At 70.6% G+C, this 20,863-nt stretch carries 12 protein-coding genes; 8 read left to right on the forward strand and 4 right to left on the reverse strand.

Going from position 1 to position 20,863, the window contains the following annotated elements; all coding sequences use genetic code 11:
• Positions 1-218 precede the first annotated feature (218 nt).
• The 3 genes from VMR06_RS01575 to VMR06_RS01585 all read right to left on the reverse strand — a co-directional run bounded on the left by VMR06_RS01575 (position 219) and on the right by VMR06_RS01585 (position 10,593).
• On the reverse strand, positions 219-1,838 hold the full coding sequence (locus VMR06_RS01575; protein WP_325372285.1) for a DUF11 domain-containing protein: 1,620 nt from the start codon (positions 1,836-1,838) through the stop codon (positions 219-221).
• A 28-nt stretch (positions 1,839-1,866) separates the two neighbouring features.
• Positions 1,867-9,930 carry a DUF7507 domain-containing protein gene (locus VMR06_RS01580; RefSeq protein ID WP_325372287.1) on the reverse strand — a complete coding sequence of 2,688 codons (8,064 nt, stop codon included), beginning with the start codon at positions 9,928-9,930 and terminating at the stop codon, positions 1,867-1,869.
• A gap of 321 nt (positions 9,931-10,251) precedes the next feature.
• Positions 10,252-10,593: a hypothetical protein gene (locus tag VMR06_RS01585; protein ID WP_325372289.1), complete on the reverse strand. Its 342-nt coding sequence runs from the start codon at positions 10,591-10,593 to the stop codon at positions 10,252-10,254.
• 428 nt (positions 10,594-11,021) lie between these two features.
• On the opposite strand from VMR06_RS01585, the gene VMR06_RS01590 reads away from it, so the two are divergent.
• Positions 11,022-11,936 carry a YihY/virulence factor BrkB family protein gene (locus VMR06_RS01590; protein ID WP_325372291.1) on the forward strand — a complete coding sequence of 305 codons (915 nt, stop codon included), beginning with the start codon at positions 11,022-11,024 and terminating at the stop codon, positions 11,934-11,936.
• Between the two features lie 52 nt (positions 11,937-11,988).
• Here VMR06_RS01590 and VMR06_RS01595 read toward each other — a convergent pair whose 3' ends face one another.
• Positions 11,989-12,828, reverse strand: coding sequence for a glutaminyl-peptide cyclotransferase (locus VMR06_RS01595; protein ID WP_325372293.1), 840 nt, complete (start codon positions 12,826-12,828; stop codon positions 11,989-11,991).
• 277 nt (positions 12,829-13,105) lie between these two features.
• Between VMR06_RS01595 and VMR06_RS01600 the strand changes: the two genes are divergently transcribed.
• From VMR06_RS01600 to VMR06_RS01630, 7 genes are all read left to right on the forward strand, one after another.
• Positions 13,106-14,539 (forward strand): transglutaminase-like domain-containing protein, encoded by a 1,434-nt coding sequence (locus VMR06_RS01600; RefSeq protein WP_325372295.1) that lies wholly within the window; start codon positions 13,106-13,108, stop codon positions 14,537-14,539.
• A 224-nt stretch (positions 14,540-14,763) separates the two neighbouring features.
• The gene (locus tag VMR06_RS01605; RefSeq protein ID WP_325372297.1) at positions 14,764-15,633 is read left to right on the forward strand and encodes an SPFH domain-containing protein; all 870 of its coding nucleotides are present in this window, start codon (positions 14,764-14,766) and stop codon (positions 15,631-15,633) included.
• Positions 15,634-15,644: 11 nt separating this feature from the next.
• On the forward strand, positions 15,645-15,839 hold the full coding sequence (locus tag VMR06_RS01610; RefSeq protein WP_325372299.1) for an Arc family DNA binding domain-containing protein: 195 nt from the start codon (positions 15,645-15,647) through the stop codon (positions 15,837-15,839).
• A gap of 14 nt (positions 15,840-15,853) precedes the next feature.
• Entirely contained in the window at positions 15,854-16,039 is a 186-nt protein-coding gene (locus VMR06_RS01615) for a hypothetical protein (RefSeq protein ID WP_325372301.1), read from the forward strand.
• Positions 16,040-16,068: 29 nt separating this feature from the next.
• The gene (locus VMR06_RS01620) at positions 16,069-17,442 is read left to right on the forward strand and encodes an alpha/beta hydrolase (RefSeq protein WP_325372303.1); all 1,374 of its coding nucleotides are present in this window, start codon (positions 16,069-16,071) and stop codon (positions 17,440-17,442) included.
• A 106-nt stretch (positions 17,443-17,548) separates the two neighbouring features.
• Positions 17,549-18,892 (forward strand): efflux RND transporter periplasmic adaptor subunit, encoded by a 1,344-nt coding sequence (locus VMR06_RS01625; protein WP_325372305.1) that lies wholly within the window; start codon positions 17,549-17,551, stop codon positions 18,890-18,892.
• Complete coding sequence (locus VMR06_RS01630; RefSeq protein ID WP_325372307.1) at positions 18,889-20,853, forward strand: MacB family efflux pump subunit; 1,965 nt, start codon at positions 18,889-18,891, stop codon at positions 20,851-20,853. Before VMR06_RS01625 ends, VMR06_RS01630 begins: the two co-directional genes overlap by 4 nt.
• The last annotated feature ends 10 nt before the right edge of the window (positions 20,854-20,863 follow it).

Consider the following 20,863-nt stretch of genomic DNA (forward strand, 5'->3'; position numbering starts at 1 on the left):
ACGAACCGCGTGATCCCGCAACGAAGGCCCGTCATCACGCTCGCACGGTCCGTGTCGAGCGGATGACGGGTTCTTCGCCAAAGGGAATCGGCAGCGCGACCACCGGCGCGCGCGTGCGACGGCGATGCCGTTTGAAGTTCAGACCTTCTTCCGCTCTCGGAAGCGACCGCCGGCGCGCGCGCGACAGCGATGCGCGCGCCGGATGACTCGGCGATCGGTCAGGCGCCGCGCATGCGGAACCCGAACGCGGCGCCGAGCGCGAGCAGCGCGCCCAGGATCAGCTGCATCGGCAGGCCGCCGACCGGCACCGCACGCGGCTCGCCCATCATCAGCGGAACCGTCGCGGCGCACGGCGCCGGCGTGCCGGCCGGCACGCACGAGACGTTGGCCTCGGGCGTCACGGTGACCGTATTGAGGATCTGCTGCGGCGCGTTCAGCGCGACGGTCGCGCGGACCGTGTAGACCAGCTGCGCGCCGGCCGGGAACAGCGGCACGGTCGCCGCGATCGCACCGCTGCCGCTGGCCGCCGGACAGGCGACACCGGTACCGGCGCAAGTCCAATCGAACGTCGACAGGCCGTTCGGAATCGGATCGCTGATCGTGACGTTCGGGATGTCGGTGGAGCCGGCATTGCGCACGGTGATCGTATAGGTGACCTCACCGCCGTACGTGGACACCGGTGTATCGACCGACTTGGTCACGACGATCTGCGCAGGGCCCGGAATCGCGACCGCCGATGCGCCGGTGCCCCAGACCTGGCCGCCGATCGCGGCGACACCGCTGGCCTCGACGAGATTCAGCGCCTCGCCCGCGGCCGCTTCGGCGGCGCTGATCGTATGCTGTGCGCGGCAGCGCAGGACGTCCTGGCTGGCCAGCATGCCGGCGCCGAGCGCACCGAACGGCTGGCCGCCGACCAGGGTCTCGGATTCGCACTGAATCGGCCCGTCGATCAGGCTCGGATCGGGCTCGGTCAGATCGACCGAACTCAGCGACTGCGCGTGGCTGTTCTTGACGAGGAACGTGTAGCCGAGCACGTCGCCGGCGCTGGCATAGCCGCTGCCGTCGGCGTCGTCGAGCAGCAGCGGGCTCTTGAACACGCGGATGCCGGCGCTGCCGGCGAGGTTCAGCGTCAGGATCACGTCGGCGGCCTGCACCGTCTGGCCGTCCTCGGCGCTGCCGGTGACCTCGACCTCGTTGAGCACCAGGCCACTGGCGGCATCGTCGGGGACCGCGACGTAGGCGCTGGTGCAGGTCATCGCCTGGTCGACCGCGAGCGCGCTCGACGGACAGGCCAGCGCACCGGTGCGGTCGGCGACGAGCAGGCCCGACAGCGCCTGCGTACCGGCGTTGACGACCGTGTAGTCGTAGGCGATGCCTTCGCCGGCATCGATCTCGCCGTCGAGGTCGGTATCGGCGTGCACGGCGCCGGCGGCGACGACGACGATGCCCTGCGCGGGCGTCGCGCCGCCGAGCAGCGTCATGCCGGCGTGGCGGACCGTCACTGCGCCGTCGGCTTCGTGCGCCGAGACGACGACGGCGGCGCTGCGCGCCAGTGCCGCCGTCGTGCCGAGCGGCGTCATCGTGCAGGCGGCACGGTCGCCGGCCTGCAGCACGGCGCCCGATGCGAACCCGCGGCCGGCATCGGTCTGCACCGCGCAATGCACCGCGAAGCCCGGTGCCGGGTACCAGCGCACGCCGCTGACCGCCTCGCTGCCGTCGTTGACGATCGTGAAGCCGATCGCGCCGCCGTCTGCCGCCGCGGTCGCCTCCACGCCGAAGCCGCTGTCGGCGACCGCGGGAGTGGCCGCCAACGCGAGGACGAGGGCGAGCTTGTTCATCGTTTCCATAGCCTCAATGCCCTCTTCTTCAACGGATGTTCGTGTAGATCGCGGTGCTGGTCGAGGTGACGACCTGACCATCGGTGGCCGCACCGTGCGTGGTCGCGGTATTGACGACGCGGCGGTTCAGCACGTCCTGCGCGGTGATCGTATAGGTCGCGCCGCAGGTGATCGAGTCGCCCGGCACCAGCGACCCGCCGAGCGTGTGCTCGAACGGACCGAGGAACAGCTCGTCGCCGCGCAGGATCCGCAGCAGCTCGCCGTAGGCGGTCGTCGCGTCGCACTGCAGGTCGGTCACGCGCGGATCGATCAGGTCGATCGCACTCAGCGGCAGCGTACCGGGATTGCTGATCCGGAACGTGTAGTGCAGCACGTCGCCGACGTTGCCGTAGTGATCGCCGTTGGCGTCGATGCCGAGGCGCACGGTCTTGACCAGGCGGATCAGCGGCTGCTCGCCCGAGACCGGTGCGCAGGCGCTGCTCTCGCTCGAGAACGAGCCCGCGACCGACGCGCGGTTGTACAGGCCGTGGCCGGGGGCGCCGGTACAGGCCGCGTCGGCGAGGCTGCCGGCGGCGACCGCGATCGGAATGCGCACGGTGTAGCTGTGCGAGGCACCGACCGCCAGCGTGACGCCGTTCGCCGAGAGCTGCACCGGCGAGCCGTTGACGACCGCGAAGGCACCGCCCGGCAAAGCCGGATTGAGCACGCCGCTGCTGGTCGCCGCGATGCCGCTGCCGGTCACGGTCACGCCGTTCGGCGTGAAGTCCGGCGTATCGGTCAGCGTGTAGGTGACCGGGCTGCCGCCGGTGTTGGCCAGATCGATGCGATAGGCGACCCAGTACGTGCCCGGGCCGGTCGCGGTGATCGACTCGACGCTCTTGACCAGGTTGAGGTTGATCGTCGGCGTGACCACGCACTGCGGGTGCGTCGGGTTCGCCGCGCAGTCCGGCGGCACGCCGTCGTCGATCGCGACCGCATTGGCGATCTGCTGGACGCCGGCCGGCAGCGGATCGGCGACCTCGACCGTGAAGGTCAGCGTCGCCACGCCGGGCGTGCCGCCCGCGTCGGCCGCCGGCACATCGACCGTCGACACGCAGGCCGTGCCGGCCGGCGCACCGGCCGCGCAGCTCCAGCCCGGCGTGCCGGATACGAACGTGGTATGCAGCGGCACGATCTCGTTGACGATGACGTCGTCGGCCAGGGTACCCCCATGGTTGCGCACGGTGATCGTGTAGGTCAGCTGCTCGCCGGGCTCGGCGATGCCGTCGGCGGTCTGGCTCTCGCCGCTGAGCGCCTTGGCGACGCTGAGCCTGGCCGCGGTCGGGATCGACGCGCAGTTGGCCGGCAGCGGCGTGCTCGAACAGTCCGGCGGCGTGCCGCCGGTCTCGTAGGCGAGGTTCGCGATCTCGCGCACGCCTTCCGGAATCGGCGAACTCACCGTCGTGACGACCGTCAGCACCAGCGTCCCCGGCGTCGAGCCGACCTGCGCCGGCACCGTCAGCCCGGTCCAGGTCACCGTGCCGGCCGCGTGCGTGCCGCCGTTGCTGGCGCTGACGAAGCTGGTGTTCGGATCGAGCGGATCGGTCAGGCCGAAACCGCCGACCGCGCTGCCGCCGTCGTTGTTGAGCGTAATCGTCCAGGTCAGCGTCTCGCCCGGCTCGGCGATGCCGTTGCCGCTGGCGTCGGCGACGGTCTTGGCGATCGTCACCCGGCCTTGCGTCGGCGTCGTCACCGAGCAGACGTTGCCGGTCTGCGGGCAGCTGGTGTCGCCGCCGTCGACGAGGTTGACGATCGAGGCCGTGCCGGACGGCAGCGGGTCGTCGAGCGCGAACACGACGGTGACGGTCGTCGAGCCGTTCGCCGGCACGCTGGCCACGGTCACGGCGCAGGTGTTCGCGCCGGCCAGCGGCAGCGTGCACGCGGAGCTGACACCGGTGCCGGTGACGCTGCTCAGCGTCGCGCCGGCCGGCACGTGCTCGACGAAATCGTAGTCCGTGAACGCGGTGCCGCCGTCATTGCTCAGCGTAATCGTGTAGGTCAGCGTCTCGCCGGGTTCGGCGACGCCGGCCTGGCTGCCGCTCTCGGTGGTCAGTGCCTTGACCAGCGTGATGCGCGGCTCGGTCGGCGTCGTCACCGAGCAGACGTTGCCGGTCTGCGGACAGGTGGTGTCGCCGCCGTCGACGAGGTTGACGATCGAGGCCGTGCCGGACGGCAGCGGGTCGTCGAGCGTGAACACGATGTCGACCGTCGTGCTGCCATTGGCCGGCACGCTGGCGACCGTGATCGCGCAGGTGCCCGCGCCGGCCAGCGGCAGCGTGCAGCCGGCGGTGACGCCGGTGCCGGTGACGCTGCTCAGCGTCGCGCCGGCCGGCACGTGCTCGACGAAATCGTAGTCCGTGAACGCGGTGCCGCCGTCGTTGCTCAGCGTGATCGTATAGGTCAGCGTCTCGCCGGGCTCGGCGACGCCGCTCAGGCTGCCGTTCTCGGTGGTCAGTGCCTTGACCAGCGTGATGCGCGGCTCGGTCGGCGTCGTCACCGAGCAGACGTTGCCGGTCTGCGGACAGGTGGTGTCGCCGCCGTCGACGAGGTTGACGATCGACGCCGTGCCGGACGGCAGCGGGTCGTCGAGCGTGAACACGATCGTGGCGGTCGTCGAGCCGTTCGCCGGCACACTGGCCACGGTCACGGCGCAGGTGTTCGCGCCGGCCAGCGGCAGCGTGCACGCGGAGCTGACACCGGTGCCGGTGACGCTGCTCAGCGTCGCACCGGCCGGCACGTGCTCGACGAAATCGTAGTCCGTGAACGCGGTGCCGCCGTCATTGCTCAGCGTGATCGTATAGGTCAGCGTCTCGCCGGGTTCGGCGACGCCGGCCTGGCTGCCGCTCTCGGCGGTCAGCGCCTTGACCAGGATGACGCTCGGTGCGGTCGGCGTCGTGACCGAGCAGACGTTGCCGGTCTGCGGACAGGTGGTGTCGCCGCCGTCGACGAGGTTGACGATCGACGCGGTGCCGGACGGCAGCGGGGCGTCGAGCGTGAACACGATCGTGGCGGTCGTCGAGCCGTTCGCCGGCACGCTGGCGACGGTGACGTTGCAGGTGCCCGCGCCGGCCAGCGGCAAAGCGCAGCCGCCGGTCACGCCGGCACCGGTCACGGCCGTCAGCGTCGCGCCGGCCGGCACGTGCTCGACGAAGTCGTAGTTCGCGAAGGCGCTGCCGCCGCTGTTGCTCAGCGTGATCGTGTAGGTCAGCGTCTCGCCCGGTTCGGCGACGCCGGCCTGGCTGCCGCTCTCGGCGGTCAGCGCCTTGACCAGGGTCACGCGCGGTGCCGTCGGCGTCGTCACCGAGCAGACGTTGCCGGGCTGCGGACAGGTCGTGTCGCCGCCGTTGACGAGGTTGACGATCGCGGCCGCGCCGGTCGGCAGCGGGTCGTCGAGCGCGAACGCGACCGTGACCGTGGTGCTGCCGTTGGCCGGCACCGCCGCGACCGTCACCGCACAGCCGGCCGGGCCGGTCAGCGGCAGCGCGCAGCCGCTGGTCACGCCGGCACCGGCGACCGAGACCAGGCTAGCGCCGGCCGGTACGTTCTCGACGAAGTCGTAGTTCGCGAACGGCGTGCCGCCACTGTTGCTCAGCGTGATCGTGTAGGTCAGCGTCTCGCCGGGCTCGGCGACGCCGGCCTGGCTGCCGCTCTCGGCAGTCAGCGCCTTGACTAGCGTGACGCTCGGCGCGGTCGGCGTCGTGACCGAGCAGACGTTGCCGGCCTGCGGACAGGTGGTGTCGCCGCCGTCGACGAGGTTGACGATCGCCGCGGTGCCGGCCGGAACCGGAGCGGCGATCTGGAACGAGACCGACACCGTGGTCGTGCCATTGGCCGGCACGCTGGCCACGGTCACCGGACAGGTCGCGACACCGGCCAGCGGCAGCGTGCAGCCGGCGGTGACGCCGGCGCCGCTCACGGCGGTCAGCGTCGCACTGGCCGGCACGTGCTCGGCGAAGTCGTAGTTCGTGAAGGCCGTACCGCCGCTGTTGCCCAGCGTGATCGTATAGGTCAGCGTCTCGCCGGGCTCGGCGATGCCGGGCTGGGCGCCGCTCTCGGCGGTCAGTGCCTTGACCAGGGTCACGTTCGGCGCGGTCGGCGTCGTCACCGAGCAGCTCGGGCAGGCGACGTCCGGCGGCGGCAGCGCGGTGTTCTGGATCGACAGTACGCCAGCGGCGATCGGATCGTCGACGCTGACCGCGAACGTCAGCACGGTGCTGCCGTTGGCCGGCACGCTGACTGCGGCGCTGTTCGAGCAGGCCGAGCCGGCGGCGACACCGGCGCAGCTGAAGCTGTCGGCGCCGGCATGCGTCGTCGCGACCGGCACGGTCTCGCCGATCGCACCGGCCGGCACGCTGGCCGGCACGCCGCTCAGATTGGTCAGCGTGATCGCATAGACCAGGCTGCCGCCCGGCGCGGCCAGCGGCCCGCCCGACTGCAAGGTCTTGCTCATCGTCAGGCGCGGACCGACCGGCGTCTCCTCGCCGCAGTCGTTCGGCGCGACCGAGCAGTCGACCTCGCCGGGAATCGCGACCGCGTTGCTGATCTGCGCGGTCGGCAGCGGCGAGTCGAGCTGCACGACGAAGTACAGCGTCGTGCTGCCGCCCGCGGTCACGTTGACCGCGGCGCTGTTCGGGCAGGTGCTGCCGGTGCAGGTGAAATCGTTGCCGGCGGCGACGGCGGTGGTATGCGTCGGCAGCGTCTCGACGACGTCGCCCGGATACAGCGTCGCGACCGCGCCACCGGTGTTGCTGATCGTGATCGCGTAGCGCAGCACGTCACCCGGATGGACGAACGGACCCGGCGCCGCGCCGTTGACCTGGTCCAGCGTCTTGACGACCGACAGCTCCGGCAGCGCCTGGATCGGGAACGCGCACGAAGCCAGATCGCGCGATGAATTGGCCGTGGTGTCGGCCAGATGCGTGATGACGCCGGTGGCCGGATCGTACTGGTAGTACGCGCTCGGACTGCTGTTGTTGGCGAGGATCAGCGCACCGTTCGAGGCGAACGCGATGCCGGCCCAGTTGATCGTGCTCGGCGAGCCGTTCAGCAGCGGCCGGGTCTGCCGCACCGCGACCAGCGTGCCGAGATCGAGATGCCACAGATCCTGACCGACGGCCAGCCAGGCGCGCCCGTCGCCGTCGAACGCGATGTCTCCGGAGGACAGGTTGGTCGGCGTCTGGTCGTAGGTCATGTTGCCGATCTGCGTCACCGTGTAGCCGAACGACGGCGACGGCTGCGCGACTACGGTCCACACGTCGGGACTCGCGGCGCCCGATAGCAGGTAACCGGTACCGTCGGCGGCGAAGCCGCCGCGCGGGAAGTCCGGCGAGACGAACGGGCCGGCCGCGACGTACCAGCCGCCGTTGGCGGCGTCATACGCCCACAGCGTCGACTCGGTGCCGCTCGAGCGCTGGATCATCAGCAGGCGGTTGCGGACCGGGTCGAGCATCAGCGCATTGAGATCGCCGGACATCGTCGCCGGCAGCAGCGGCAGCAAGGCGTCGGGCGTGGCGCTCGGCGGCGTATAGCCGTAGATGCCGGGGCCGTTGACGATGCTGAACACCTGCGCCGGATCGCCGGCGGCCGGGCAGAACGGGAACGTCGGCGGCGGCGGCAGCGGATGCTCGACCTGGCACGGCGCGCAGGTCGGCGGCGTATCGCCGCCGCCACCGCTCGCGACCACGTTGTTGGCGACGCTGCCGACCGCCGATGCGTCGACGGTCGCGGTATAGGTCACGGTATAGGTGCCGATCGCGGTGCCGGGCGGCAGCGTGCAGACCAGCGCGCCGCTGCAGATGAAACTCGGATGGCTGCCGGTCACCGAGCCGAAGGTCAGTCCCGGCCCGAGCAGATCGTCCAGCGTCAGCGTGCTGGTCAGCGGCGCGTTGGCGATCGTCGTGCTGAGCGTGTAGGTGATCGTGTCGCCGACCTCGACCTCGCTGCCCGGTGCGGGCGTGGAGCTCTTGACGACGCCGATGACCGGCCGCGCGACGACGGTCTGCGCGGTGGCCGTATTCGGTGCCGGCGCGCCGGGCGTCTCGTTGGCTGCCGCGATGACCGTGGTGATCGGAATCGGGCCGGGATTGGAGACCGCGACGACGTAGTTGAAATTGAAGTTCAGCGACTGCCCCGGCGTCAGCGTCGTCGGCATGCCGGTGAACGTGATCGAGCACAGCGGCGCCGGCTGGTAGGTCGCGGTGACGCCGGGCGGCACCATCGAGAAGACGACGGCAGCCGGACACGTGGCCGGGACGCCCGGGTCGCCGAGCGTCGCGGCGTAGGTCACGCCGGTCGCGGTGACGTCGCCGGCATTGGTGAATACGAAATTGCCGAAAGCCGATTCGCCGGGCAGGACGCTCGAGGTGACGCTGACCATCGTGCCGACGTCGACGCCGTCCGTGGGTTCGACGATCTCGATCGGCTCCTGATAGGTCGGCGAGCGCTCCAGCGCCCACAGGTCCAGGCCCTTGGCGGTCGCGAAGTACTGGCTCGCGGCATTGGTGCAGTCGGCGTTGCTGTCGTTGGAGCCGCCCCAGGAACGGTAGTAGTTGCCACTGCCGTTGAAGTTGGCGTTGGCCGAGTCGACGCCGATCAGCGAGTAGCTCGGAACCGGCTGCAGGATCGCGCTGCCGGCGCCGCACAGATGGCCGTTGAGCTCGCCGATCAGCGTGCCGTTGGCGGCGCGATAGCCGCGATCGTCGTAGTAGACGGTGCTGTCCTGCGAACCGTTGAGCTTGGTCAGGGTGGGGCCGCCGCCACTATTGCCTTCCACGTCGATCATCGGGAAGTGGATCTCGCCGTTGCGGCCGACGATGCGGAACTGGTAGTCGCCGGCGGGGAACGGCAGGCCGTTGTTGTCCAGGCCGTCCCACAGCACCGTGTGATTGCCGGTCAGCGCGGTACCGGTCAGCACGCGGTTGAGCACGTTGGCCGGATCGAAGTCGATGCCGTCACGACTGACGACGATCTCGTAGGTCAGCGTGTTCTGCGTCGAGAACGCGAACACGCCGCCGGCCGAGACCGTGGAGGTACTGCCGCCGACGTTGCCGATGAATACCGGATTGGTCAGCTGCGGCACGGCCGGCACCAGCGGAATGGCCAGCGCGGTCAGCACCCGGTTGACCTCGGCTGCATTGGCGCCGCCCGGCGTGATGTCGCTGAAGAAGATCGGATATTGCGGCCGCTGCGCGCTGATGCCGGCGCTGAGCGACGGGCCTGCCGACACCGCGGCGTTGCTGCCGCGGATGTCGCGATACAGCGGGCCGCCGTTGGTGTCGATGTAGCCGCGCGCATTGGCGTAGAACGCGGCGCGGTTCGGGTCGAGGCCGCGGAACGTCTGCCGGTAGCGGTAGCCGTCGGTCGAGACGTAATACAGATCGTTGTGCAGCGTGCGGCCGTTGTTCTGCAGGTAGACCGTCCAGGCGTACGTGAACAGGCGGCCGTCGAGGTCGTCGAGCGAGTCGGCGCTGGCACGCACGGTGACGTCCCAGGCCGATACCAGGCTGCCGGACAGGATCGGCGGCGTCGCGATCGACGCGGTGTTGGTCTGGCCGCCGCTGGTCGCGCCGGTGAAGCGCACGCCGTAGACGCCGGTCGTCGGCGCGACGTACCAGCACGGCGTGAAGCCGTTCGGCATCGTCGCCGAGCCGTCGGCGCTGTTCGGTCCGGCCAGTTCTTCGTCGCGGCTGGCGATCAGGCCGCCGCTCTGCGTGCTGCACGTGAAGTTGGCCGTGGCCGGAATCGTCTCGTCGCCGGGCGTGCCGAACGACTGCGGGTCGTAGACGAAGATGTCGCCGCCGTTGGCGCGGTTGCGCGAACCGAGCAGGATGTACTCGCCGGCCCGTGCGTAGACGTACAGGAACTGGCGGCCGCGCGCGACGCTCGCGAAGTTGGTGGAGTCGCTGACGTCCATCACGCCGCGATTGCCGACGGCGCCGCTGGGATGCAGCGAGCGAGTGCCTTCGGCCGAGGCCGGTGAGGTCGCCACGGCGATCGACGCCAGGGCCAGCACGGATGCCGCCGTGATCCACGTGCGGCGTGCATGATCGAACATTCGCTTGAACATAGGTCCCCAGAATCGCTTGCGCCAAGGCCCAGCCTCTTTGCAAGAGGCTCGCCAGCGTTTGGTATCGGATGGGACCGCGAGACGCGGGCGTCTCGACGGCACCCCCTTCAAATCGCGAGTGAACCGCGCTAGGGTCGGCTTGCGGTCCGCGGCAACGGCACCGGTGGCATCGACCGCGCGGAGTCTAGGAACGGCCATCCGCGCAAATCACTCACGCTGTCTTTCCTTCGATCACCGTTACTCACGGGCGAGTGCGCAGCGCCCCGTATGGCGGTGCGAACGGCGCGGCCGGCCGTTTGTCAACGATTGTCACGCGCTCTCGATCGCCTCGACGGCGGCGCCTTTCGCGATCGTTTCGCCCGTGCCGCCGCGGTGCGCGGCATCTTTCGTCGAAACGTGGTCGCGCCGGATGACGGCGCTTTCTCGGAACCGGCCGTCGCGATGCGGGATGCCGACGCGCGGTCCACCGGCGCGACCGCAACCGGTATCGGCGGCGCAATCGCGCGGGATCTCGCTGCCGCCGTCTCCCGACGCGATCGCCATGCTCGACCACAAGAACCAGCCTCGTGCCGGGGCCGTGCGCAGATCGGCTCGGTGCCGGACGATGCCGGTCTCTTCGCCCGAGTGCGTCGGACCGGCAGCCCGGATCACGACACCCGCTCGGGGTCCACTCGGACGCATCCGGCGGCGGCTCTCCGTGTCCACCATGTCGGGTGTCGCCGTTCCGTGACGTGCATCGCCAACCAGCGTCAATTTCTGCCCGCACTGCAACAAATTGCAAAAATGCGCACTGCCGACGCGTTTCCCATGCTGTTGCGCCGTCACGGAATGTGATCGATATCACAATCTGACACGGGGATTGCGCGTCGGCCGGTCCTGCAGCGGCTGAGATGCGATCGGCGCGTACCGGCGCTCAACAGTACGCGGCACCGTCCCGCTCCCGACCCCGTGCGCACGGACTCCGATGCTGTTCGACATCAGGACCGCCGCCCGCGCGGCGGCGCGGCTCGAACGCGATTCAGCCGGGGTCGTCGAGACTGCGCGGCGACGCCATGGGGGCGCGCCGCTCGGGAGGTCCGATGTCTTCGTCCGTCAAGAACACGCTGTCGTCGGTCCGCTCGGCGCTGACCGACTTCGTCGCGCACGATCCGATGACACTGGCCGCATCGGTTGCGTTCTACAGCGCGCTGTCGTTCGCACCGGTCATCGTGCTCAGCCTGTGGGCGGCGGCGCAGATCGCGCCCGGTTCCGAAGCGAAGCTGATCGAGCAGCTCGGCATGCTGCTCGGCAGCCAGGTGCGCGACAGTGCGGCGGTCGTCATCGAGCATGCCGACGAGAGCCGCCTCTCGATCGATCTGGCCGGCCTGATCGGACTCGGCGCGCTGCTGGTATCGGCCTCGACCGCGTTCGCGCAGCTGCAGACCGCGATCAATGCGATCTGGGGGGTGGAGGCGCGGCCGACCAACGCGGTCTGGTCGTGGATCCGGCGCCGCCTGCTGTCGTTCGGCATGATCGCGGTGCTCGGCTTCCTGCTGATGGTGACCCTGGTCCTCAGCACCGCGGTCGCGCTGATCCTGAGCCGCGAGAGCACGCTGTGGACGGTGGCCAACGAACTGGTCACGCTGGCGGTATTCATGGTGGCGTTCGCCGGCCTGTACCGGTTCGTGCCCGATGCGCGCATCGGCCTGCGCTACGCGCTCGCCGGCGGCGCCCTGACCGCACTGCTGTTCGAGGGCGGCAAGTGGGCACTCGGGCGCTACCTTGCGATGACGACGACTGCCGATGCCTACGGCGCCGCCAATTCGCTGATGCTGCTGCTGATCTGGGTCTACTACAGCTCGCTGATCGTCCTGGTCGGCGCGGCCGCGACCCGCTACCTCGCCGAAGGATTCGGCCACGGCCCGCGCAGCCTCGACCACGCCGAGACGGTCGAGCGGTGGCCCGGCCGGCCGCGGCGCCAACGCTCGGGCCGGCGCGCGGCCGGCAGCACCTGAGCAGCGCGCCGCCGGTGAACCGGCCGGCCGCGGCCGCGGCGACGGCTGCCCCCTACGGACGCCGCTCGAGCCGGACCTCGAACAGCTTCGGCCACCATTTCCCGGTGATGAACAGCCGGTCGCCCTTCGCGTCGTAGGCGATGCCGTTCAACACGTCCACCGGCTGCTTGCGATCGGCCTCGGTCAGCAGGCCGAGCAGTTCCATCTGGCCGGTCACCGCGCCGCTGGCCGGATCGATCATCACGATGTGATCGGTCGGCCAGACGTTCGCCAGTACCTGGCCCTTGACGTACTCGAGCTCGTTGAGGCCGTTGAGCGGTCGGCCGTTGACGTGCACGTCGACGCGGCCGGTCTCCTCGAACGTCTCCGGATCGAGGAAGCGCAGCACCGAGGTGCCGTCGCTCATGATCAGACGCTTGCCGTCGTGGGTCAGGCCCCAACCCTCGCCGACGTAGCGGAACGTGCGCCGCTGCTTGAAATCGCGCAGTCCGTAGACGAAGCCGGTCTGCGTGCGCCAGGTCAGCTGGATCAGACCGTCCTTCCAGGCGGTGAGGCCTTCGGCGAAGTGCGCCGGATCGACGCTGTGCTGCTTGAGTACGCGCCCGCTCTCCAGATCGACCTTGCGCAGGCTCGAGCGGCCGTTGAGTCCGGTGCTCTCGTAGAGATGGCCGCCGTGGAAGATCAGGCCCTGCGTGAACGCCTCGCGATCGTGCGGATAGGTCTTGACGACGTGCACGTCGTAGATCGGCGGCGGTACCGGCTTGGCCGGCATCAGCAGCTGCGCGCGTGCCGGCGCCGCGCCGAGCGCGATGCAGACCAGTGCCAGCCAGGCGGTGGAAACGAGACCGCGCCGGGACGGCCGGCGCTCGGACGGGAAATACGCGGTGGACATCGATCGGACCATGACGCAGGGGGCGAAGACCGCGCGACTCTAGCAGGATGTCGCGAGACGGGCGTCTGTCCGCCGGTCGATCGGCGTATACGCGATGCATTGGATTCGTCCGCAGGCCCGCCGCGCCGGGCGCGACACGACGGCGGCGGCCGGGCAGCGCAGAGCGACGGCCCGTGCCGTTTCATGCAATCGCGAAACCATCCGGGTCTCCGCGGCGAGAGCCCCTGCGCGATCGTTCCGGCACAATGCCGCCGGTATGCAGCCGACCGGTCACGCCATGCGCCTCCTCCTGATCGCCCTCCTGTGCCTGCTGACGCCGAGCGTCCACGCCGAACCGCCGCGCGAACAGTGGTTCACCGCCCTGCTCGACGGCCGCAAGATCGGCCGCATGGAGGCGACGCGCGAGGTGGACGGCGGCATCGTGCGTTCGATGCAGCAGCTGTCGCTGACGCTCGAGCGCGCCGGCAGCGCGGTCGAGATGTCGAGCCGCTCGGAGGCGACCGAACGCCTCGACGGCACGCCGCTGTCGTTCGCCGGCAGCAGCCGTCTGTCCGGCAATGCCTCGCGGATCGCCGGCACGCTGAGCGGCACGACACTGCGCGCGACGCTGCACGACGGTCATGCCGAGAGCACGCGCGAGCAGGCCTGGCCGGCCGGCGCCCTGCTGCCCGAGGGCCTGCGCCTGGCCGGACTGAAGGCCGGGCTGGCACCCGGCACGCGCTACACCACGCGCGCGTTCCAGGACATGACGCTGGACGCGGTCGATATCGTGACCGTCGTCGGCGCGCGCGAGACGGTCGATCTGCCGGACGGTCCGCGCGATCTGGTCCGGCTCGAGCAGATGCTGGACTTCCCGGGCGCGCCGATCACCACCCAGGCCTGGGTCGACGACGAGCTGACCGCATGGAAGCTGGTGATGCCGGTGTTCGGCACCGAACTGACCCTGCTCGCCTGCGACCGCACCTGCGCAAGCGCGCCCAACCAGGGCTCCGACATCTTCTCGCGGCTGCTGATGCGCTCGCCGCGGCCGCTCGCCGGCGCCGAGCTCGCCGGTACGCTGCGCTACACGCTCGAGCCGCGCAGCGGCAGCGCCGATGCGCTGGTGCTGCCGCAGACCACCGAACAGCAGGTGATGCGGCGCGGCGGTGCGGTGGAGGTCGTCGTCGCACGCGATGCGCGCATCTCGACGCAGGATCGGCCGACCGCCGCCGACAGCGCGGCGACCGACTGGCTGCAGAGCACGGCACCGGACATCGTCGCGCTGGCCCGGCGCGGTGCCGGCGAAGCCGACGGCGCGGCCGCGCGCATGCAGGCGCTGGAGGTCTTCGTGCGTGGCTACATCGCGACCAAGAACCTCGACGTCGGCTACGCCTCGGCGCTCGACGTCGCGCGCGATCCGCGCGGCGACTGCACCGAGCACGCGGTGCTGCTGGCGGCGCTGGCGCGCGCGCTCGGCATCCCGGCGCGCGTCGTGACCGGCCTGGCCTATGCGCCGGGCTTCGCCGGCAGCCGCGACGCGTTCGTGCCGCACGCCTGGGTGCAGGCCTGGACCGGCGACCGCTGGCGCAGCTACGACGCCGCGCTGAACGGCTTCGATGCCGGCCATCTGGCGCTGTCGATCGGCGACGGCGACCCGTGGCGGTTCTATGCCGGCATCGGCACGCTCGGCAATCTGCGGCTCGAACGCATCGAGCCGGCCGCCCCGCGCTGACGGCGCCTTCGCGCGAGCCGGCCGCCTGCCGGCGCGCGGCCCCGCGGCGGCACCGCACGCGTCAGCCCCCTCGCGCCCCTTCCCCAGCCGCGCTCGCCGGCGTGGCGCCGTGGCGCCGCCGCCTCCCGGCCGCGGCCGCGTCGAGCGCTGCGGAACGGCCGCGGCGCCCTCTTGCACTTAGATATCATTTTGATATCTTATCGCCACCCAACCGGAGCGCCGCCATGAACGAACGCAATGCCGTGTCCCTTCCCGGAATCCCGGTCCTGCTGGTCCTGCTCGCGGCGATGGCCGCCACGGCCTTGTGGATCAAGCACACCACGTCGGTGACCTCGCAGCCGGTCGCGCTGATCGCGCCGGTGCTGGTGATGGCGGTGCTGGCGTTCCTGACCAAGGGCTTCTTCCAGGTGCAGCCGAATCTCGGCGTCGTCATGCAGCTGTTCGGGCGCTACACCGGCACCGCGCGCACCGCCGGCCTGCGCTGGACCAATCCGTTCTACTCGCGCCACAGCGTCTCGCTGCGCGTGCGCAACTTCGAGTCGGGCAAGCTCAAGGTCAACGACAACGACGGCAATCCGATCGAGATCGGCGCGATCGTGGTCTGGCAGGTCGTCGACACCGCCGAGGCGGTCTTCATGGTCGACGACTACGAGAATTTCGTGCAGATCCAGGCCGAGGCGGCGCTGCGCCAGATGGCCTCGAGCTATCCGTACGACGCGCACGACGACAAGACGATCTCGCTGCGCGGCGACGGCAGCAAGGTCAACGTGCATCTGCGCGAGGAGATCCAGGAGCGCCTGGCCCAGGCCGGCGTCAGCGTCATCGAGGCGCGCATCAGCCACCTGGCCTATGCGCAGGAGATCGCGCAGGCGATGCTGCAGCGCCAGCAGGCCGGCGCGATCGTCGCCGCGCGCGAGCGCATCGTCGAGGGCGCGGTCAGCATGGTCGAGATGGCGCTCGAGCAGCTCAGTCAGCGCGGCGTCGTCGAGCTCGACAACGAGCGCAAGGCGAGCATGGTAAGCAATCTGCTGGTCGTGCTGTGCGGCGACCGCTCGACCCAGCCCGTCGTCAATGCCGGCACCCTGTACGGCTGAGCCGGCGCGCCGTGACCGACAAGAAGGCCTATCCGCTGCGCATCAGCGCGACCGTGCTGGAGGCGATGCAGCGCTGGTCCGACGACGAACTGCGCAGCCTCAATGCGCAGATCGAGTACGTGCTGCGCGAGGCCTTGCGCAGATCCGGCCGGCTCAAGGCCGCCGACCGCCCCAAGCCGGTCGTCGATCCTTCCGACGACACCTGACGAGACATTCGACGATGAGCACGATCCATTCCTTCGAACACAAGGTCATCGAGGTCAAGCCCAAGCTGTTCCGCGGCAGCTTCCTCGCCGACCTCGGCGATGTCCTGCGCCGCGAGGGCCAGGGCGGCTGGGAGCTCGTCAACGCCGTGCACAGTTCGCCGGCGACGCCGCTGCTGCTGTTCTTCAAGCGCCCTCGCTGAGCGCCATCGGGAGTACTGCCATGATCATGATGAGACGATCGCCCTGGTTGATCGGGCTGCTCGCGACCGCGCTCCTCGTCGGCGGCGGCATCGCACTGGTCCGCCACCTGCTGCCGCCGGCGGCGACGCCCGCGGCGGCCGACCCGGCGCAGGCACGGCGCGCCGAGGCTTTTCTCGACCTGCTCGATGCCGGCCGCTACGACGAGGCACTGGCGATGGGCTCGCCGCGGCTGCGCGAAGCGCTGGCCGGCGGCAAGCTGCAGAAGGTCTGGGAGACGCTGCCGCAGCAGCTCGGCGCGCGCCAGGCGCGCGGACCGGTCCGCGGCGAGGCGATCGACGGCCATCCGATTCTGACCGCGAGCCTGCAGTTCGGCCTGACCGCGCTGGACGCGCGCATCGGGTTCGACGCCGACGGCCTGATCGACGGCTTCCGCCTGGTGCCCGCGCAGACGCCGACCACGCCCGCGGCGCCGGTCAGCACCGAGCGCTATGCCGAGACCGCGATCGCGGTCGGCAGTCCCGACGGCGACCTGCCGGGCCTGCTGACGCTGCCGACCGGCGCAGCCCGCGTGCCGGGCGTCGTGCTCGTGCACGGCTCCGGTCCGCACGATCGCGACGAGACGATCGGACCGAACAAGCCGTTCCGCGATCTGGCGCACGGCCTGGCCGAACGCGGCATTGCCGTGCTGCGCTACGACAAGCGCACGAAGGCCGCACCGCAGCGCTTCGCCGGCGGCGATTTCACGGTCGAGGAAGAAGTCCTCGCCGATGCGCTGGCCGCGGTCGCGCTGCTGCGCACGCGGCCCGAGGTCGATCCGGCGCGGATCTTCATCGTCGGCCACAGCCTCGGCGCGATGCTGGCGCCGCGCATCGCCGAGCGCGATCCGCAGATCGCCGGCCTGGTGCTGCTGGCCGCGCCGGCGACGCGCCTGGAGGACGCGGTCGTGCGCCAGAGCCGCTATCTGGCGCAATTGAACGGCACGCCGGATGCCGAGACCGAGGCCGCACTGGCCGAGCTCGAGCGCCAGCGCGACCGGATCCGGCAGCTCGCCGGCACGCCGGACGACGGCACACCGCTGATGCTCGGCCTGCCGCGCCGCTACTGGCTCGATCTCGATGGTTACGATGCGATCGCGGCCGCGCGCCGGATCGGCCGGCCGCTGCTGATCGTGCAGGGCGAAGCCGATTATCAGGTCACGCCTGAGGACGATTTCGCGCGCTGGCGCGAGGCCTTCGGCGACGATCCGCGCGTGCGCCTGATCGGCTATCCGGGCTTGAGCCATCTGCTGATGCCGGCCGGCGATCGGCCCGGCCCGGCCGACTACGCGAAGGCCGGCCATGTCGCCGACGCGGTGATCGCCGACATCGCCGGCTGGATCGCGCAGACGCCCGGCGCTCGATGATGCCTGCGCGATGGCCGGGGTCTTTGCATTTCCCTTGCAATCGCGCCGCTCCTGCTGACGAGGCTTCCCGGCACACTGCACGCCGTCGCGCCACCGTGCCTCGTCCATGCCCAGAACTCCCTCGCGTCCGATCCGCTACGCCCTCGCCGCCGTCGTCCTGATCGCGGCGGGCCTCCTGCTCAAGGCCTGGCTGTTCCCGGCACCGGCCGCACCGCGCTACGTGACCGCCGCGGTCACGCGCGGCGACATCGAACAGACCGTGATCGCGACCGGCACGCTCGAGGCACGCAACCTCGTCAGCGTCGGCGCCCAGGTCTCCGGACGCGTGGTCTCGCTGAAGGTCGAGCTCGGCGACGCCGTCGAGCAGGGCCAGCTGATCGCCGAGATCGACTCGCTGCCGCAGCAGAACGCGCTGCGCAACGCCGAGGCCGGACTGGCGACGCTGCGTGCGCAGCGCAGCGCGCGCGTCGCCGCGCTCAAGCAGGCCGAGCTGACCTTCAAGCGTCAGCAGGAGATGATGAGCGCCGATGCCACCTCGCGCGCCGAGTACGAGGCCGCCGAGGCCAGCCTGGCCTCGACGCGCGCCGACATCAGCGCGCTCGACGCGCAGATCGAACAAGGCTCGATCCAGGTCGACACCGCCAAGCTCAATCTCGGCTACACCAAGATCCTGGCGCCGATCGACGGCACCGTGGTCGCGGTCGTGACCAAGGAGGGCCAGACCGTCAACGCGAACCAGTCCGCGCCGACGATCGTCAAGCTGGCGGAACTGTCGACGCTGACGATCAAGGCGCAGATCTCCGAGGCCGACGTCGTCAAGGTGGCACCGAACCAGAAGGTCTGGTTCACGATCCTCGGCGAGCCGGACCGGCGCTACTACGCGCAGCTGCGCGCGGTGGAGCCGGCGCCCGAGTCGATCGCCAGCGAGACCACGTCGAACAACGCGAGCAGCACCTCCTCGACCGCGATCTACTACAACGGCCTGTTCGACGTGCCCAATCCCGACGGCAAGCTGCGCATCTCGATGACCGCGACCGTCAACATCGTGCTCGGCGAGGCACGCGACGCGCTGCTGGTGCCGTCCTCGGCGATCGTCGCCGGCAGCCGCGCCGGCGGTCCGCCGCGACGCACTGCCGGCGCGGCGGCCGGCGCCGCCGGCACGGGCGCATCGAACACCGCACCGAGTGGCGCGGCGGCGTCCGCAGCGACGGCGCGCGGCGCCGAGGCGGGCGGCGAACGGCCGGCCGCGCCGCGCTTCGTGCGCGTGCTCGGCGCCGACGGCGAGGTCGTCGAGAAGCCGGTCCGGGTCGGCCTCAACAACAACATCCAGGCCGAGATCCTCGAAGGCCTCTCCGAAGGCGACCAGGTCGTGCTCGGCCAGTCCGGCAGCGCCGCCACGGTCAATCCGAACCGCCGCAACATGGGCATGCGCCCGCCGCCGGGATTTTGAGCGTGGCTGTCCCGCTGCTCGAACTGCGCCAGGTCCGTCGCGAGTACCCGGCCGGCGACCAGACGCTGGTGGTCCTGCGCGACGTCGACCTGACGATCGAGGCCGGCGAGTTCGTCGCGATCGTCGGCGCCTCCGGATCGGGCAAGTCCACGCTGATGAACATCCTGGGCTGCCTCGACCGGCCCAGCGCCGGCCGCTATCGCGTCGCCGGTCGCGAGACCGGCCGCCTCGCGCCCGACGAGCTGGCCGAGCTGCGCCGCGAGCATTTCGGCTTCGTGTTCCAGCGCTATCACCTGCTGGCCGACCTGACTGCGCTCGGCAACGTCGAGACGCCGGCGATCTACGCCGGCAAGGATCCGGCCGCGCGGCGCGCGCGCGCCGCCGACCTGCTCGGCCGGCTCGGCCTGTCCGAACGTCTCGACCACAAGCCCGGCCAGCTTTCGGGCGGCCAGCAGCAGCGGGTGTCGATCGCGCGCGCGCTGATGAACGGCGGCGAAGTGATCCTCGCCGACGAGCCGACCGGCGCGCTCGACAGCCGCAGCGGCGAGGAGATGCTGCGCCTGCTGCAGGCGCTGCACGCCGAAGGCCACACGATCGTGCTGGTCACGCACGACATGCACGTCGCCGAGCACGCCTGGCGCGTGATCGAGATCAGCGACGGACGCATCGTCGCCGACCGCCGCCGCGGCGACGCGCCGGCCGCCGCGCCGATCGCGCGCGTGCCGGCACGCGAGTCGTGGCGGGCGCGCCTGGACCGTTCGCGCGAGGCGTTCCGGATGGCGCTGCTGGCGATGAACGCGCACCGCCTGCGCACGTTCCTGACGATGCTCGGCATCATCATCGGCATCGCCTCGGTGGTCTCGGTGGTCGCACTCGGCGCCGGCTCGCAGAAGCAGATCCTCGACAACATCAGCGCGATCGGCACCAACGTCATCGACATCTATCCGGGCAGCGGCTTCGGCGACATGCGCTCCGGGCGCGTGCGCACCCTGGTGCCGGCCGACGCCGACGCGCTGGCGCAGCAGGACTACGTCGACAGCGTGACGCCGGCCGTGCAGAGCAGCGCGACGCTGCGCTACCGCAACGTGTCGGTCAACGCCTCGATCAACGGCGTCGGCGACCAGTATTTCCGCGTGCGCGGCTTCGAGATCGCCGCCGGCGTCGCGTTCGACCAGGACAGCGTGCGCAGGCAGTCGCAGGACGTCGTGATCGACGACAACACCTACCGCAAGCTGTTCGGCGAGGGTGCCGAGGCGGCCGGCACCGACCCGATCGGCCAGGTCATCCTGCTCAACAACATGCCCAGCCGCATCATCGGCGTGACCGCGAGGAAGGACTCGGCGTTCGGCAGCAACGAGAACCTCAACGTGTTCGTGCCGTACACGACCGCGATGTACCGCCTGCTCGGCCAGAACTACCTGCGCAGCATCACCGTGCGCGTCGACGATGCGGTCGCGATGGACGCCGCCGAGGCCGGCATCACCGGCCTGCTGACGCAGCGCCACGGCAGCCAGGACTTCTACGTGTCGAACATCGACTCGGTGCGCCAGACGATCGAGCAGACCACGCAGACGATGACCCTGCTGGTGTCCTCGATCGCGCTGATCTCGCTGATCGTCGGCGGCATCGGCGTCATGAACATCATGCTGGTGTCGGTGACCGAGCGCACCCGCGAGATCGGCGTGCGCATGGCGGTCGGCGCGCGCCAGGGTGACATCCTGCAGCAGTTCCTGATCGAGGCCGTTCTGGTCTGCCTGCTCGGCGGCCTGCTCGGCGTGCTGCTGGCGATCGGCATCGGCGCGTTGTTCGCGCAGGTCGGCGGCAGCTTCCGCATGGTCTATTCGCCGGCGTCGATGGTCGTCGCGTTCGCGTGCTCGACCCTGATCGGCGTCGTGTTCGGCTTCCTGCCGGCGCGCAACGCCGCCCGCCTGGATCCGGTCGACGCGCTGGCGCGTGACTGAAGGAGAACTG

Origin of the sequence: Dokdonella sp. (genome assembly GCF_035511235.1) — a bacterium.
GTDB lineage: Bacteria > Pseudomonadota > Gammaproteobacteria > Xanthomonadales > Rhodanobacteraceae > Dokdonella.